This window comes from uncultured Algoriphagus sp. (assembly GCF_963974365.1).
In the GTDB taxonomy this organism is placed as follows: Bacteria; Bacteroidota; Bacteroidia; order Cytophagales; family Cyclobacteriaceae; genus Algoriphagus.
In genome coordinates this window covers 68,173-85,030 of record NZ_CAXBBX010000004.1, presented here as the reverse complement: position 1 = coordinate 85,030, position 16,858 = coordinate 68,173, and the positions used below count along the sequence as shown (strand labels likewise).

Here is a 16,858-nt window from a genome sequence, read left to right as displayed (position 1 = left end):
TAACCTCAGCTTTTCTAAGGAGGATATCACTCCGATTGCATAATTCCGGCTGAAGATTTTAATACCTTCGCAAATAATCAACGCTCTAGCTTATTCAATGGATAATTTCCTTGCTTTTACTTTAACAGTTTTCACCGGATTTTTTGCAATTATGAACCCGATTGCAAACGTTCCAATCTTTGCGTCTCTGACTGATGGTCTCGATAAAGCAACCAAACGAAACATCAGCAAACGAGCGACGCTCACAGCTTTTGTAATAGTAGTAGTATTCGTTGTACTTGGAAAATTTATTTTTGAAATCTTCGGAATCACTATTCCGGCCTTCAAAATCACGGGCGGGATTCTGATTTTCTTTGTGGGTTTCGAGATGTTACAGTCCAAAAAGTCGAGTGTCAAGCACATCAAAGACCCTGAAACAGAAGAGAATATCGCCATTTCTCCTTTAGCTATACCGATACTAGCAGGCCCAGGAACTATAGTGACCGCTATGAACTTTGCTTCTCAAGGAAATCACATCAATATTATGATAGTGATCGGAGTCTTTGCTATCATGTGCATATTGACCCATATCGCATTTGAATTGGGAGACCAAATCGTGAAGAGACTTGGAAAAAACATCATAGTCGTGATAGGAAAGATCATGGGTTTGATCATCGCCATAATTGGGACAAATATGATTATATCAGGAATTAAAGCAGCATTTTTCGAGTAGAAGCATTTAGGATTCTACTTCTTCCGCAGCACATAAAACAAGTCCAACCCTACTGCAGGATCTTCCACCAGTAAGTAATCCTCGTGTGAGATGTCCACCACGCATTTACCTTGTTGCTGATGAAGCTTGTTACGATTCCTACGATTAAGAATCTCATAAGGCATTCTGAGAAGTGATGCGGGAAGTTTGTGCTGCAGATCAAAAATATCAAAGCGCATGATCTTCTGAACTGATTTGCGATTGGCCTCGTGGTATGCCCAGACACGCTCATTTCCTCCCACTCCTTTGGCCTCCACCTTATCAAAAATAGATGTGCATAAATCAATCAATTGCTGAGGAGTATATTCCCGCTCATGCCAAGGATTGCGTGAAAGTGTATGGTTGATATTCGGAGTAGAAATCACGGCTTTGCCTCCTGGCTTCAACACACGGTAAATTTCCTCTAGAAATAACCTATCATTTGGAATATGCTCGATCACCTGAAAACTCACCACAGTATCGAAGGAATTTTCAGCGATTCCAGCAAAGGGAGGAATCACAGCTTGCTGAAATTCGACTTTCGGAAAGCGAACTTTAAGCTCGTCAATCACTTCCTTTATTTTATCCAAACCGAGGTAGCTGTCCGCATAAGGCAAAAGTGTCTCCACTCCACGGCCTTCTCCACAACCAACTTCCAGCAATTTGCCAGAAATCCAAGGCTGAGCAGCAATGTATGCTTTCAGTAAGCGTTGATGAATAGGATTGTCACTGACCAACTTGTCAGAGGCGATTTCCGTTGTATAGGTAGCCATACAAAAATTTACTATTTTGGCAAAAGTAAGGTTAATTTCCCAAACCCGAGATCAACACCCGATGAACTGTAAAACAAGCCGACTCTTATTTTTTTTAATCCTCTTCGCAGGCATTACTTCACCAACTCTAGCTCAAAAAACGTTAAGCAGTCTAAATCAGACACTTCGTTATTCTAGATACTCGAGACTTTCACTTAAAGTCATCCCAATTAAGGAATCTGAAACCACGTATAAACTACAATTTCAAATAGAAAAAATAGAAGAAAATCCAGATTTCAACTCGTTTAGCTTCACCTATTCTATTTTGGATAGCTACGAGGAGGAAATTCTTTCGGACAATACTTCCATCTTAACTTCGGATGACCTGAAGTATGATACAGATAGGCATTGGGTGTTTGAAAAAACCCTGGAAATCCCAACGAGCACAGAAACTTCTATCGCTCTATTTACAGCTCTGGATACCAGGCAGGGTGATGAATATTATTATTCTACAGACATCAAAAGCAGCTTTGTCTTCGATATTCCAGACTTTGGCGCTTACTACGCCAATTCTGTAGGTTTCGACCAAAACTACGTGAATGTTGGAGAGTCATTACTTTTCAAAACTTCTGGAGGACCTACACTTCATGGATTTTACTATCCTATCCGCTTAGAAGTACCATATCCACCTATGGAGACCAAACCTTCTGCAGTTCCGAGAGAACTGCAGGTGATCGATACCGGGGATTTTTTAGAAAATGTCCCTAAGTCATTCGATCAAATCGGCTACTATTTCATCCAAAGTGATACCACTGCGAGTTCCGGAATGGTTTTGAAGACAGCACACGAAGCTTTCCCAAAAGTGAAAGACTGGGATGAAATGGTGGATATGGTCACCTACATTTCGACTAGGAAAGAACATGATGACCTGAAAGCAGCTGAAGATAAAAAGAAAGCTCTGGACACCTATTGGCTGGGATTGACGAGAAATCCTGAAACTGCCAAAGAGCTGATCCGGGAATATTTTAGACAGGTAGAATTTGCAAACATTCTGTTCACAGACTTCAAAGAAGGTTGGAAAACAGACAAGGGCATGGTCTATATCGTCATGGGTCCACCGCAGGAGGTCAACTTTTATTTGGACAGAGAAGTATGGAGTTATGGAGGAACTAATGAGAGTTCAAGAATTCGCTTTACCTTTGCGCGGGTTAAAAACATACTTAGCCCACACTATTACACCTTGAATCGATCACGCGCTTACCAGCCGGTTTGGTTCAAAAACATATCCATATGGAGAAGCGGAAAGATGGCTTTTTGATTGAAAAAGGCGAACACGAAAAAGATTTTATTTTTGGAACACGAGCTGTCATGGAATCCATCCATGCAGGCAAAGACATTGACAAGGTGTTGGTTCAGAAAGAAATCAACAATGACCTAATTAAGGAATTGATTAAGCTTTGCAAAGCTGAAAAAATCCCGGTAGTTAGAGTTCCTGATGCTAAGCTCAATAGAATCACCCGCAAAAACCATCAGGGTGTAGTAGCCCAAATGTCCTCCATAGAATACGCTTCATTGGATCATGTAATCGAAAGCTGCTTCAACGTGGGCAAAGCTCCACTAATTTTGATATTAGATAGAATCACTGACGTGAGAAATTTTGGTGCAATCGCTAGAACTGCAGAATGTGCCGGAGTAGATGCAATAGTTATTCCCGAAAAAGGTAGCGCCCAGATCAACTCTGACGCAATCAAAACTTCGGTGGGAGCATTGAACTTCCTTCCTGTAGTGAGATCAAGAAACCTTTTTTATACGTGCCGAGATCTTCAAAAATCAGGTTTAGTATTGGTAGCCATCACAGAAAAAACGGAAAAAACCATGTACGAAGCTGACTTCTCCGTGCCAGTTGCGATGGTGATGGGCTCCGAAGAAGATGGGATATCCACCGAACTGATGGGAATCGTAGACGAAAAAGTGAAAATCCCAATGGCAGGGAGAATCGAAAGTTTAAACGTTTCTGTTTCTGCCGGGGTGGCGATTTACGAAGCAATCAGGCAACGAAAATAACTATAAAGACATAGTGGAAGGGGAAGGTTTTAGATAAAGTCTTCCCCTTTCTTTTTTGCGTTGGATACAAACTCACGGAATTTTTTCTCAGCGTCTAGTTTACAGATTAAAAGCACATTATCTGTCTCGTTGACCAGGTAATTTTCCAAACCCTGAACTACAACTAGTTTATCCCCCTTTACTTTGATATAGCTGTTTTCGGTTTCGTAAAGAACGGCATTTGCGTCCACCACATTGTTATTTTCATCCTTATCTCTTAGCTCAAATAAGCTATTCCAAGAGCCCAAGTCTGACCAACCAAAATCTCCCAAGATGACGTACACCTGACTTGATTTTTCCATTATCCCAAAATCGATGGAAATGTTTTTGACCTGCGTATAGGCTGTAGATACAAATTCAGCTTCCTTGGCAGTGCCATAAGCTGCTCTGCCTTCCTCAAAAACCTCTGCCAAATCGGGCATGCATTCTTCGTATGCCTTTATCAGGCTTTGCGCCTTCCAGACGAACATTCCTGAATTCCACACAAAATCCCCACTTTCTACGAATGTCTTTGCAAGCTTAGAATTTGGTTTTTCAGTGAAGGTCTTTACTCGAAACGCGATGTCATCCGGACTTTCTATGTATTGGATATAACCGTAGCCAGTATCTGCTCTATTTGGCTTGATCCCTAGAGTTATTAGTCTGTTGGAGTCAGCTGCCTCTAGGGCTTGATTGATGGTACGGGTAAATTTTTTCTCCTGTAAGATGAGATGATCTGCAGGTGTCACAATCACCTTAGCCTCAGGATCCAAAGAATGAATTCTATAGGTAGCATACGCAATACAAGTTGCCGTATTCTTTCGAAGAGGTTCAGATAGAATCTGATGATCTTTTAGCTCAGGAAGTTGCTCTTTTACTAGAGCAAGGTATTTCCGATAAGTGATCACAACAAACTGCTCAGGTTCGGCGATTTCCAAAAACCGATCATACGTCATCTGCAAGAGTGAACGACCTGTCCCCAAAACATCCAAAAATTGCTTTGGGCGCTTCCTACGGCTGTATGGCCAAAATCGTGTGCCGATTCCTCCGGCCATAATAAGAATATAGGGTTTATTGTGCATGCTAAAAGTTAAACAATTCCTTCTTTCATCAATTCATGAATATGGACAAAACCTGCGATTTTATCTCCATTCATGGCTACAAGCTGCGTGATATTATGATTTTTCATCATATTCAATGCACGAACGGCATATTCCTGTGTCGAAATCGATTTGGGATTTACCGTCATAATATCTGAAGCTTTAAGGAATTGAATATCTAGTGATTTCTGAAGCATTCTCCTCAAATCTCCATCCGTAATAATTCCTTTTAGATTTCCTTGCTCATCAGTTACAGAAGTCGCACCTAATCGTTTGCCAGAAATCTCTAAGATCACTTCAGCCAAACTGGCATTTTCGGTGACAACTGGGATTTCATTTCCCCCCAGCACATCACCCACTCTGAGATACAACTGCTTACCCAAAGATCCGCCTGGGTGATATTTGGCAAAATCCTCTGGAGTGAACCCTCTCGCTTCAAGAAGGCATACTGCTAACGCATCTCCAAGCGCTAAATGAGCTGTCGTGCTGGTAGTGGGAGCCAAATTATTGGGACATGCTTCCTCACCAATGGTGGCGTTTAGCACATAATCTGCCTGCTCAGCAAGGAAACTTTTTGTATTGCTCACTAAAGCGACAAGTTTGGAACCAAGGTTTTTAAGCAAAGGAACCAATACTTTGATCTCAGGGGTATTGCCACTTTTAGAGATACAAATCACGATATCCTCTTCCAAAATCATTCCCAGGTCTCCATGAATTGCATCTGCGGCATGCATGAAAATTGCTGGCGTTCCCGTAGAATTAAGTGTGGCAACTATCTTATTGGCTATAAGCGCACTTTTACCTACTCCTGTGATAACTACCCTTCCCTTTGAATCCAAAATATGGGCTACACAGGCTTCAAAATCGCCATCTAAAAAATCAACGAGATTTAACACGGCCTGAGCCTCGTTTTGCAATACTCTCGTGGCTGTATTTCTAATATTTTTAGCTAAATTCAATTTTACCTGTGTTTATAACTAATTTTGAACCTGGGTATAAATGTAATAAATCATTCCTGTTTACAGGCTTTAGTTACCCTTTTAGCCCCCTAACAAGTGGAAGAAAAAGTAAAAGCAGATCTTAAAAAAATCTTTGGGTTCAGCAAATTTCGCGGGAACCAAGAAATGATCGTCGATAATTTGCTAAACAAGCGAAATACCTTCGTAATCATGCCTACGGGTGCTGGCAAATCTTTGTGCTATCAATTGCCTGCAGTGATGAATGAGGGTACGGCTATCGTGATTTCTCCGTTGATAGCTTTGATGAAAAATCAGGTGGATCAGTTGCAGGCATTGGGAATCAATGCTCATTTTCTGAACTCAACCCTCAATAAATCTGAAGCTACACGCGTGAAAAGCGAAGTGATGAATAAGAAAACCAAACTTCTTTATGTAGCTCCTGAATCCTTGACAAAGGAAGAAAATGTAGAATTTCTCAAAGCAGCTACTCTAAGTTTTGTAGCCATCGATGAAGCTCACTGTATCTCTGAGTGGGGTCATGACTTCAGGCCAGAATACAGAAGAATCAAATCCATCATCGCACAGATCGCGCCTAACTTGCCGATCATCGCACTGACTGCTACTGCCACACCTAAAGTGCAGCAGGACATCCAGCGCAACCTGCAGATGGAAGAAGCTGATTTATTCAAATCTTCATTCAACAGAACCAACCTTTTCTATGAGGTTCGTCCTAAGGTCAAAAATGATTCAAAAAAGGATTTGATCAAGTTCATCAAAGGACACAAAGGGAAATCCGGAATTATCTATTGCCTCAGTCGCAAAAAAGTAGAGGAAATCGCTCAACTACTCAAAGTAAATCAGGTAAATGCTGCTCCTTACCATGCAGGACTTGATTCATCCATTAGGATCAAAACTCAGGAAGATTTTCTTAATGAAGAACTGGATGTAATTGTGGCCACTATTGCATTTGGAATGGGAATAGACAAGCCTGATGTTCGTTATGTGATCCACTATGATGTGCCAAAATCTTTGGAAGGCTACTATCAGGAAACAGGGCGCGCAGGACGAGATGGTTTGGAAGGACATTGCCTCATGTTTTATAGGTATGAAGACATTGTAAAACTCGACAAATTCAACAAGGACAAGCCGGTCACCGAGCGTGAAAACGCCAAAACCCTATTGCAGGAAATGGCTGCTTATTCTGAAACTGGAGTTTGTAGAAGGAAATTCATTCTGAATTACTTTGGTGAGACGATGAATGACGATTGTGGCTTCTGTGACAATTGTAAGCGAAACCGGGAGACATTCGAAGGGATGGACATGGTGACTACCGTACTCGAAGCTGCCAAACAAACCAATGAACGTTTTGGCTTAGATCACCTCGTGAAAGTAATTGTAGGAGAATCAACAGATTATGTGCTGAGTTACTCACACGATAAGCTTCCTGTTTTCGGAAAAGGGAAAGATTCTTCTGAAAAAACCTGGATAGGAGTAATCCGTCAGGTAATGATTCTAAACATGCTTGAAAAGGACATCGAAAGTTATGGGGTCCTAAAATTAACTTCCAAAGGCAAAGAATTTCTTGAATCTCCTTTTGAGGTTGACCTACACCATGACCACGATTTCGCAAAAGAAGTAGAATCAGGCCAAGCTGAAATTGTCATCAGTGCCGGAATCGCCTATGACGAGAAGCTATTTGAACTTTTAAAAGCTGAGCGAAAAAAAGTAGCCCGTTCCAAAGGACTTCCTCCCTATGTCATCTTTCAGGACCCTTCTTTGGAAGAAATGGCAACCGTCTATCCAACTACGAGAGAAGAGCTAGCGCAAATCATTGGCGTTGGTATGGGAAAAGTCCTTAAATTCGGGTCTTCATTCCTGAAATTAATAGAGAATTACGTTGAAGAGAATGAGATAGAAACCGCTTCAGATGTCGTAGTAAAGTCATCTGGAACTAGGTCAAAAGTAAAAATTTCAATAATCCAGCAGATCGACCGCAAGGTAGGCTTGGACGAGGTAGCAGAAAACCTCAACATAAGTATGAGTGATTTACTGCACGAAATAGAGCAGATCATTTATAGCGGAACTAAACTAAATATAGATTACTACATAGAAGCGATCATGGATGAGGATCGGGAGGACATGCTCCACGATTACTTTATGAATGCTACGAGTGATCAGATCAAAGCAGCCTTAGATGAACTCGAAGACGAAGATTTCGCAGAAGATGAATTGCGAGTCTACCGGATCAAATTCATCTCAGAGCATGCAAATTAACTTGAATTGAGTCAATGAATATACTCTTATTAGGGAGCGGAGGCAGAGAACACGCGTTCGCTTGGAAGATCGTACAAAGTACCGATTGTACCCAATTATATGTCGCCCCAGGTAATGCTGGCACAGAATCCATAGCTACCAATGTCTCCATCAGCATCACTGATTTTGACGCCATACGGGATTTTATAACCTCAAAAAACATAGGCCTTGTAGTCGTAGGCCCCGAAGAGCCTTTGGTAAAAGGGATAGTAGATTACCTTCAAAACCAACCTGAAACTTCATCAATTCCAGTCGTTGGTCCCTCCCAATTAGGAGCTACACTGGAAGGTAGCAAGGACTTTTCGAAGCGTTTTATGCAACGAAACAATGTTCCTACTGCAGCTTACGAAACTTTCACTGCAGATCAGCTAGATGCTGGTTTGGCTTACTTGGACAAACAAAAACTTCCTATCGTATTAAAAGCAGATGGACTTGCCGCTGGTAAAGGCGTGCTGATCTGCTTGACTTTAGAGGACGCAAAAACTTCCTTGAAGGAGATGCTGTTGGATCAGAAGTTTGGAGAAGCATCATCTAAAGTTGTAATTGAAGAATTCCTGACAGGAATCGAGCTTTCCGTTTTTGTTGCTACTGACGGAAAAAACTATAAGATTTTGCCAGAGGCAAAAGACTACAAAAGAATAGGCGAAGGAGACACTGGCCTGAATACAGGAGGAATGGGAGCTGTAAGCCCCGTTATTTTCGCAGACGAAGCCTTTATGGCAAAAGTGGAAGAAAAGGTCGTGAAGCCTACAGTGGATGGTCTTGCAAAGGAAAACATCCCTTACAAAGGATTTTTATTCATTGGCCTAATGAACAAAGACGGTGAACCACAGGTCATTGAATACAATGTGAGAATGGGTGATCCAGAAACGGAGGCTGTGCTTCCTAGAATTGAAAGTGATTTCTTGGGATTACTTCATGGCATAGGTACCGGAACTCTGGATTCTTATGAGCTTAAAATTTCTCCAGATTATGCAACCACCGTAGTAATGGTAAGTGGTGGATATCCGGGATCTTATGAAAAAGGGAAAGTAATTTCTCTTCCAGAAACCGTTGAAGGTGCCGAGATTTTTCATGCAGGCACAGCAAGAAATGATAAGGGAGAATTAGTCAATCAAGGTGGTCGAGTAATCGCTGTGACTGGAAGAGGCACGTCAATGCAGGAAGCGTTGAGCAATGCGTTCACCACTGTGAAGAGCATTGATTGGGACCAAGCCTACTACCGCAAGGATATCGGAATGGATATCCTGAACTTAATGTAATTAAACCCAAAACTAACCAGGGCTCAGCCCCTGTCTATATATTATGTCTGGATGTAGCACATGCTCAACCTCCTCAGGAGGGACCGGAGGATGCCAAAGCAACGGCACCTGTGGCACGAGTGATTGTAATAAAATGAATGTTTTCGATTGGCTATCTCACATGGGAATTCCCGAGGTAGACAACTTTGATATAGTAGAAGTAAAATTCAAAGGAGGAAGAAAAGAATACTACAGAAATGTGGATTTTCTTGCTCTAAATACTGGTGATCCTGTCGTTGTAGACGTCCCAAGTGGACATCACATAGGCTATGTATCACTTCAGGGCGAACTTGTTCGCCTTCAAATGCAAAAAAGAAAGATCAGGAATGACGACGAAATCCTGAGAATATACCGTGTCGCCAATCAAAAAGACATGGAAAAGTGGGGAGAAGCTCAAAACCGGGAAATCCCTACGCTTTATAGATGTCGTCAGATTGTGGAGGAATTTGGGCTGAAAATGAAAATGTCCGATATAGAATATCAGGCAGATAACTCTAAAGCAACTTTCTATTACTCTGCAGATGATCGCGTAGATTTCCGTGAATTGATCAAAGCACTTGCAGGAGAATTCAGAATCCGTGTAGAAATGCGTCAGATCAGCCTTCGACAAGAAGCTGGAAGACTTGGCGGAATAGGTGTTTGTGGAAGGGAATTATGCTGTTCCACCTGGTTGGTTGATTTTAAAAACGTCAGCACCTCAGCGGCGAGATATCAAAACTTATCTCTAAACCCCGGAAAACTGAGTGGTCAATGCGGTAGACTGAAATGCTGTCTTAACTATGAGTTGGACACCTATATGGATGCGATCAAAGACATCCCATCAATTGATCGTCCCCTTCAGACCGAATCGGGCCCAGCAAAACTTCAGAAAACGGATATTTTCCGCAAACTGATGTGGTTCAGCTATAATAATGACAACGATTGGCATAGCATTTCCTGCGAGCGGGTAAAGGAGATCCTTGCGATTAATGAAAAAGGCAAAAAAGTCTTCACGCTTCAATACAATGAAGCGTCAGAAATAGAAGATTTAGCTGCCAAGTCTACGAGAGAGTTAGAACTGTTGGATAAGAAGTTTGCCTCTTCAAACCCTAAACGGAAGAAAAAACCTCGTCCGCAAAACAGAAATGCAGGTGGAAACAGAAATCAAGATAATTCCAATAAGCCTCCACAAAAGCAAAATCAACCGCAGCCTCAACAGTCTGCTCCGCAAAACCAGCGAGCGGCCGGCGATCAACCGAAAAAGCGCAGAAACAATAAAAATAGAAATAAGCCAAGGAACCCTGAAGCCAATTCAGGCCAAACACCAACACCTCAAGCTCAACAACCAAAAGCCCAAGGAGGGCCTCCAAAAAGGCAAAATGTTCAAAAGCCAAAACCAGCTGAAGGGAATTCTGGCAATGGTAATTCTGGTGAGTCTAAGCCAAAACCGCAGGGTAAAAAGAGATTCCCTCCACGAAAAAACCAAGGGCCTAATCCAAATAAACCTGGTAATGAATAAGGTGAAAAACTGCCTATTAGTAGTACTTATACTCGCAAGTGTAGCCTGTACTGAGGGCCGCATTTACGAGGATTTCCAAAGCCTTCCAAACCAAAATTGGGGCATCACCGACAGTCTTATTTTTGACCTTAAGAATATAGAATTAATCAATACGCCTGACTTGGTAGCGATAAAGTTCAATGAGGAATATGCCTTTTCCAACTGCTACCTGAGAATCATCAGCAAAGATTCGGCAGGAGTTATTCTAGACAATAAGTTGGTAAACATGGTTTTATTCGACCCGAAGTCTGGAGAGCCGCTAGGAGAAGGTTTTGGGAATTCTTACACGCGCTACGATACACTTCCTTTCTTATTTGATCAGCAGACCAAAAGTGTTACGCTATTGCAATACATGAGACAGGATTTACTACCAGGAGTAGAGGCAGTAGGGATTAAGATTCTGAAATAAATGTAAAGCTCGAAGACCGCAAACCGAAGTCAGTTTGACATCATCACGAACGACGTAGGAATGAAGTGACCTAGAGTAAGTGGCTAGAAGTAAAACGTGACAGGGTTATGGAAAAAAAGCCGTGAGCTCTATGTTATTTTCCGTGCCCCCTCCGGTTATAAAAATTTCTGAAAACAAACGCTATTCTCAATTCCTATGTATTGTCCATAATTCGGAGTAAGAGAATAGCCTTTCTTTTTATATAGCGCGACTGCTTCCACCTGCCTTTTCCCTGTTTCGAGTACGCATTTTTTATAGCCTAATTCAGCAGCCCACACTTCCAATTCTGTCAAGACTCGGGAAGCCAAGCCTTTTCCTCTAGCTTTGGGTTCCGTAAACATACGTTTTACTTCCATAGAATTTTCATCAAATTGCTTGATAGCACCACATGCCATTGGAATCCCATTTTCATAGCAAACGACCACGTTTTTCAAGTTGACGATCTTATTAAATTGATTGTAAAAATCATGGTCTCTTCCATCCTTCTCGGCCAGATATGCATCCAGAAGTTTTACTAGAGCAACAAAATCTGGATTGGAGGAATCAGTGCGAGTAAGTGTGATCATGGGATGATGATAAATAATCCAAAAGTTAGAACATATGATATTGAAATAGCTAACTAATTACGTGAAGTGAAATTAAGTTCTAAATTCGATAATATTTGTTCTAAAGCCCATATGAAGTTAAAATTTGACATTCAAAATGATGATTTAATATATTTCTACAAATTCAGTGAATGGTATTCACCAGAAAAAGAAGATTTCAGATTTAAACAAAAACTTAATTTTGGATTCATTTCATTCTTTCTTCCTTTCACTACTTTACTCTTCTCTGACCAAAACTTCAATCTCCTTTTTTTTATTGGTTTAGGCTTTTTTGCCATAGGCTTTTTCTTAGCCAAACCTTTTATGCTTTTGCGCATTAAAAAAGCAATCAAAAAAACGGTAAATGGAAATAAGTATCATGACTTTATAGGTGAAACAAAAATTGAGTTTAATGACGATCATATCCAATGGTTTGACCAAAATTCGGAAGGCAAGGTTAGTATTAACGAAATTGATAGAATTCTAAGTGGCCAATATGGATACTACATTTACTTATGTAATTTATCAGCATTAATAGTTCCCAAAAGAGTTTTCAAGAAAGAGCCTGATCTTCAGGAATTTGAAGCTTGGATAATTCGAACCAGATCAAATAGTAGCTCAATAAAACCATATCACCATTTTGAATAAGTAACTCCTTTGCACTTCAAATAGATAGAAAAAAAGACCTGGAATTAGAAATAATTATTAGCTTTTGTTTGAGCATTAAAAATTATATCCCATATCACGGCACAACCCTTTAAATACATAATAGCATAATATATGACATTTAATGAGAGATTTTTAAAAGCAAAACATTGGCAATTGTTCCTAGTGACATTTGGCCTACCACTGATCTTTCAATTTATTTTTATGGGAAAGATGTCTTCGAGTATTAGTAGTGGTACAGAACCAGACCAATCAACCATGTTTACTTTCTTAAAGATCTATCCCCTGCTGATATTACCAAGCGGTTTGGTGTTTTTTGGTTGGTTTTGGTCTGTAGCTATCGGACTCCAAAGTAAAATCCCTGAAAATGTAATAATGAAAGTAAAGAAGTTCAAATTACTTTTCTCTATTCTTTTAGTTTATCTTCTGTTCATAAACCTATCGTTGCCGGTTTTGATGAATGGATTTATGACTAGTGGAACTGAGCCAAGCAATAGTCAATTGGGATTAGTTCTTAGTATAATTATTCCTCTGCATTTATTTTCAATGTTTTGTATTTTCTACTCCTTATACTTTGTCACAAAGACTTTTAAAACTGTTGAACTGCAAAGAGAAGTCGATTTTTCAGATTTTGCTGGAGAGTTTTTTATGATTTGGTTTTACCCAATAGGGATATGGATGGTGCAGCCAAGGATAAATAAAATGATTGAAAAATAGCACTTTAGTAATCTAGTTCTAAAGAATAACTTTTCTCGGCCCGAGTCTTTAAAAGGTAAATCAAAACTATATAAAACAGTCTATTATTATTAAAAAAACAGTTAATTCAAGGAATTCCTATCTTGAGGCAATAAACCTAAATTAATCGCTGAAATGAACAACAAGGGCCTTTTTGCTACAATTCTAACTTTCCTTTTTCTTTTAAGCAGCCTTAGCTTCGGGCAATCAACGTCCAAACCCTTTGTCTATGGAGATTTGTTGCCAGATGCTCCAGAATTAGCAGCCCGAGGCGAATATGCAGTCGGTGTCCAAACCCTTGATTTGATTCATGAAAATCAATTGGATATACTCAACTACGGTAAGGGTGAAGATTCACTTTACAATAGACCAATAAAGGTGGAAATCTGGTACCCAGCAGAAGCTGGATCAGAAGAGTTGATTTCCTATGACGAGGTTATGGGGCAAAATGGTTCTCCTACACGACCTCTTATTCCTTTTACTTTCTTGGGCAGAGCAAGCAGAAATGCAAAAGCAGTTTATGAAGACGAGCCTTTCCCATTGGTAATAGTATCCCATGGATATACAGGTTCTCGCTATTTAATGACTTACCTCACAGAGAATCTTGCTTCAAAAGGCTATGTGGTAGTGGCAATAGATCACACAGAAGCCACATTCAGAGATGCAGCTGGCTTTCAAAGCACCTTACTAAACCGTTCACTGGATGACCTTTTTGTCCTAAATGAAATGGCAAGACTAAGTGAAGATCAGGAGTCTTTTTTGAAAGGTTTAGTGAATGCTGCCAATACCGCTCTGATTGGCTATTCGATGGGAGGTTATGGAGCTGTAAATGTTGCTGGTGGAGGTTATAGCCCACAAGCCGTCCAACTCTTTGGAGGTATGACTGGCGGAAGTAAGGCTTTGCAAAGACGTTCGGTTGGCAACCCTGAATTTGAAGCTTCGATCGATCCAAGAATTAAGGTGATTGTTGCTTTTGCTCCTTGGGGAATGCAACGTGGAGTTTGGAATGCGGAAGGCTTGGCTAGCATTAAGATTCCTTCCCTATTCGTAGCAGGAAGCAAAGATGATATCTCAGGCTATGAGGATGGGACAAAAGCCATCTATGAAGGAGCAGTCAACTCTGAGAGGTACCTACTCACTTATATTGACGCTCGACATAACACTGCTCCAAATCCTCCGCCAGCTGAAGCGCTTGAGCCAGGAAGACCTATTGATGAGTATTTGAGATATGCAGACTCAGTTTGGGATATGCGCAGGATCAATAATATAAACCAGCATTTTGTCACGGCGTTTTTGGGCTTTTACCTAAAAGGAAATGATAGCTACAAAGGATATCTCGATGTGAATGCAAATCCTGATGCTAAAGAATGGCCAGGGTTCAAACCTAGAACCACCGTGGGATTAGAATTGGATCATAAAACCAGTTTGGAAAATTAAGTTCGCATTGATTTTGTCTATAACTTATTCATTTTAAAATTTTCACCCAGATTAAATTTGTTCAGAACACATTTTTTTTCTGTAGCATGAAAAATCGGATCCTACTTCTCATAATTATCTATTTGGCATTCATCAGCCTAGGACTACCAGATTCCTTACTGGGATCTGCGTGGCCAGCGATGTTTGAAGGCTTAGGTGTGCCGGTTGATTATGCTGGGATTATTGCCATGATTGTCGCTTCAGGGACAGTTATTTCCAGTCTTTTCAGTGGCAGTCTGATCCAGAAATTTGGAGAAGCTAAAGTGACCACAGTCAGCGTAATTCTGACTGCAATTGCCTTAATGGGATTTTCATATTCCCATAATTTTCTATTCCTGTGTTTACTGGCTGTGCCTTTAGGTTTGGGGGCTGGAAGTGTTGATGCCGCGCTGAACAATTATGTGGCGATTCACTACCAAGCGAGGCATATGAATTGGCTGCATTGCTTTTGGGGTATCGGCGCAGCAATTGGGCCTATCATTTTATCGGGTTATTTGGCCAAAGGAGGAACTTGGGCTCAGGGATATCATACAATCGCCTGGATTCAAATCAGTCTGGTTGTTATTCTGATTATTTCTCTTCCACTTTGGGACAAAAAACAAGCAACCCAAGAAGCCGAGCAAAATGAAAGTGCTCAGAGTAATCTTTACTTAGTAAAAACTATCCCTGGCTTAAAGTCTGCACTCTTACTCTTCTTCTGTTACTGCACCATTAAGGCAAGTTTTGGCTTATGGGGAGCTAGTTTTTTGGTTTTCGAAAAAGGCTTTGAAACTGGCCAAGCAGCAAGACTGGTTTCCCTATATTACTTAGGGATCACATTGGGCAGGTTTTTGTCTGGATTATTGACTAGCTATTTCACAAATCGTCAATTGGTTTACTTAGGTCAAGGCATTATTGGGTTGGGACTAATTTCATTATTCTTGCCATTTGAGGCCTTGCTATTACCTGGATTTCTTTTGGTCGGTTTAGGATGTGCCCCCATCTTCCCAAGTTTATTGCATGAAACCCCCTTTAATTTTGGAGAGAAATTCTCCCAAAAAATAATGGGAATGCAAATGGCGAGTGCCTATGTTGGAATCATGCTCATGCCCTTCCTTTTTGGGAAAATCGCAATACTTACAGGCTATTCGTTTCTGTTGGCCTTTTTGGTGATATTTCTCATAGCAATGAGCTTCCTTACAAAAGTGCTGAATGAAAAAACATCAAACAGAACAGGTCTCAAATCATAATAAACCTATTCAGTTTCCTTACAAAAGACCCACAAACACAAAACCCTGAGTAAACTGCCTCAGGGTTTTGTGTTTTTCTCACTGTCCTCCTACAATCCGTACTTCTCTCCCATTCCTTTAATCAACTCATACCCTTTCTCTGCCATATCCCATGGCTCAGAGAAATTGCGCCACACTCCTATAGAATTCGCAAAAGCGGGATCATTTCTGGTAAAGCCTTCAATAGTCAACCAGCCTTTATACTTCACATCAGCCAACGCTTTAAAAGTCTCGTCGAAGTTCACATGGCCCGAACCTGGCGTGCCACGGTCGTTCTCGGATATATGAAAATGCCCTAACTGAGGTGATATAAATTTGATTGCTTCTGATAATTTCTTCTCTTCGATGTTTGCATGATGGGTGTCAAACATCGCCTGCACATTCGGATGATCCACTTTCTTAAGTAAATATGAAAGCTGCTCCATGGTATTGCAGAGGTAGCATTCGAAGCGATTTAATGCTTCTGGTGTTAATAAAATGTCTGCTTGCTGCGCATAATCACCCATGGCATTCAGGTATTCCGCAGACCAATTGTATTCATCCTCGATAGGTTCTCTTGATGCAAACACAGTGAATCCCGAGTGATAAGGTCCACAAAGAACCTGCGCATTTAGATCTGCAGCGCGGTCGATTACCCATTTCAATTGTTCGCCTGCCGCCGCCCGGATTTTAGCATCAGAAGAGATTGGATTTTGATCTGGTCCCATCACCGTCACCGCAGTCACTTCCAAACCAATATCTGCACAATGCTTTCCTACCATTTTAAACGACTCTTCTGGCGAACCACCAATAAAAAATTCCGCCCCGTCATACCCAATCTTTTTCAAGCGATCGAGAACAGGCAATAATTCTTCTGACATCTCCGCCGACCAAGCCAGCACATTAAATCCTATTTTGTTCATGAATT

16 protein-coding genes are annotated in these 16,858 nt (G+C 40.9%); 11 read left to right on the top strand and 5 right to left on the bottom strand.

Annotated features, from left to right (window positions below):
* Nucleotides 1–97: 97 nt before the first annotated feature.
* Nucleotides 98–712 (top strand): MarC family protein, encoded by a 615-nt coding sequence (locus AACZ87_RS06605; RefSeq protein ID WP_339865908.1) that lies wholly within the window; start codon nt 98–100, stop codon nt 710–712.
* 14 nt (nt 713–726) lie between these two features.
* Here AACZ87_RS06605 and AACZ87_RS06600 read toward each other — a convergent pair whose 3' ends face one another.
* Nucleotides 727–1,503, bottom strand: a complete 777-nt coding sequence (locus AACZ87_RS06600; protein WP_339865907.1) for a methyltransferase domain-containing protein — start codon at nt 1,501–1,503, stop codon at nt 727–729.
* A 61-nt stretch (nt 1,504–1,564) separates the two neighbouring features.
* Between AACZ87_RS06600 and AACZ87_RS06595 the strand changes: the two genes are divergently transcribed.
* Nucleotides 1,565–2,800: a GWxTD domain-containing protein gene (locus AACZ87_RS06595; protein WP_339865906.1), complete on the top strand. Its 1,236-nt coding sequence runs from the start codon at nt 1,565–1,567 to the stop codon at nt 2,798–2,800.
* Nucleotides 2,773–3,546: a 23S rRNA (guanosine(2251)-2'-O)-methyltransferase RlmB gene (gene rlmB / locus AACZ87_RS06590; protein WP_283413790.1), complete on the top strand. Its 774-nt coding sequence runs from the start codon at nt 2,773–2,775 to the stop codon at nt 3,544–3,546. Before AACZ87_RS06595 ends, rlmB begins: the two co-directional genes overlap by 28 nt.
* Before the next feature lie 29 nt (nt 3,547–3,575).
* Here the strand turns inward: rlmB and AACZ87_RS06585 are convergent, their stop codons facing one another.
* Both AACZ87_RS06585 and AACZ87_RS06580 read right to left on the bottom strand, forming a co-directional pair.
* A complete protein-coding gene (locus AACZ87_RS06585; RefSeq protein ID WP_339865905.1) occupies nt 3,576–4,646 on the bottom strand; it encodes a mannose-1-phosphate guanylyltransferase in 1,071 nt (356 codons plus the stop codon).
* An 8-nt stretch (nt 4,647–4,654) separates the two neighbouring features.
* Nucleotides 4,655–5,623: a KpsF/GutQ family sugar-phosphate isomerase gene (locus AACZ87_RS06580; protein WP_283413788.1), complete on the bottom strand. Its 969-nt coding sequence runs from the start codon at nt 5,621–5,623 to the stop codon at nt 4,655–4,657.
* A 96-nt stretch (nt 5,624–5,719) separates the two neighbouring features.
* Here AACZ87_RS06580 and recQ point away from each other — a divergent pair, with 96 nt between their 5' ends.
* The 4 genes from recQ to AACZ87_RS06560 all read left to right on the top strand — a co-directional run bounded on the left by recQ (nt 5,720) and on the right by AACZ87_RS06560 (nt 11,183).
* Nucleotides 5,720–7,897 (top strand): DNA helicase RecQ, encoded by a 2,178-nt coding sequence (gene recQ / locus AACZ87_RS06575; protein WP_339865904.1) that lies wholly within the window; start codon nt 5,720–5,722, stop codon nt 7,895–7,897.
* Nucleotides 7,898–7,911: 14 nt separating this feature from the next.
* Nucleotides 7,912–9,198: a phosphoribosylamine--glycine ligase gene (gene purD, locus AACZ87_RS06570; protein WP_339865903.1), complete on the top strand. Its 1,287-nt coding sequence runs from the start codon at nt 7,912–7,914 to the stop codon at nt 9,196–9,198.
* Nucleotides 9,199–9,331: 133 nt separating this feature from the next.
* Nucleotides 9,332–10,735 carry a regulatory iron-sulfur-containing complex subunit RicT gene (gene ricT, locus AACZ87_RS06565; RefSeq protein WP_339865902.1) on the top strand — a complete coding sequence of 468 codons (1,404 nt, stop codon included), beginning with the start codon at nt 9,332–9,334 and terminating at the stop codon, nt 10,733–10,735.
* Nucleotides 10,728–11,183 carry a gliding motility lipoprotein GldH gene (locus AACZ87_RS06560; protein WP_339865901.1) on the top strand — a complete coding sequence of 152 codons (456 nt, stop codon included), beginning with the start codon at nt 10,728–10,730 and terminating at the stop codon, nt 11,181–11,183. Before ricT ends, AACZ87_RS06560 begins: the two co-directional genes overlap by 8 nt.
* Nucleotides 11,184–11,338: 155 nt before the next feature.
* On the opposite strand, the gene AACZ87_RS06555 is transcribed toward AACZ87_RS06560, so the two are convergent.
* On the bottom strand, nt 11,339–11,788 hold the full coding sequence (locus AACZ87_RS06555; protein ID WP_339865900.1) for a GNAT family N-acetyltransferase: 450 nt from the start codon (nt 11,786–11,788) through the stop codon (nt 11,339–11,341).
* 66 nt (nt 11,789–11,854) lie between these two features.
* On the opposite strand from AACZ87_RS06555, the gene AACZ87_RS06550 reads away from it, so the two are divergent.
* The 4 genes from AACZ87_RS06550 to AACZ87_RS06535 all read left to right on the top strand — a co-directional run bounded on the left by AACZ87_RS06550 (nt 11,855) and on the right by AACZ87_RS06535 (nt 15,912).
* Nucleotides 11,855–12,454 (top strand): YcxB family protein, encoded by a 600-nt coding sequence (locus tag AACZ87_RS06550; RefSeq protein ID WP_339865899.1) that lies wholly within the window; start codon nt 11,855–11,857, stop codon nt 12,452–12,454.
* 132 nt (nt 12,455–12,586) lie between these two features.
* Nucleotides 12,587–13,189 (top strand): hypothetical protein, encoded by a 603-nt coding sequence (locus AACZ87_RS06545; protein ID WP_339865898.1) that lies wholly within the window; start codon nt 12,587–12,589, stop codon nt 13,187–13,189.
* A gap of 153 nt (nt 13,190–13,342) precedes the next feature.
* Complete coding sequence (locus tag AACZ87_RS06540) at nt 13,343–14,644, top strand: alpha/beta fold hydrolase (protein ID WP_339865897.1); 1,302 nt, start codon at nt 13,343–13,345, stop codon at nt 14,642–14,644.
* Nucleotides 14,645–14,730: 86 nt separating this feature from the next.
* Nucleotides 14,731–15,912 carry an MFS transporter gene (locus AACZ87_RS06535; RefSeq protein ID WP_339865896.1) on the top strand — a complete coding sequence of 394 codons (1,182 nt, stop codon included), beginning with the start codon at nt 14,731–14,733 and terminating at the stop codon, nt 15,910–15,912.
* 89 nt (nt 15,913–16,001) lie between these two features.
* On the opposite strand, the gene AACZ87_RS06530 is transcribed toward AACZ87_RS06535, so the two are convergent.
* Complete coding sequence (locus tag AACZ87_RS06530; protein WP_339865895.1) at nt 16,002–16,853, bottom strand: sugar phosphate isomerase/epimerase family protein; 852 nt, start codon at nt 16,851–16,853, stop codon at nt 16,002–16,004.
* Nucleotides 16,854–16,858 lie beyond the last annotated feature (5 nt).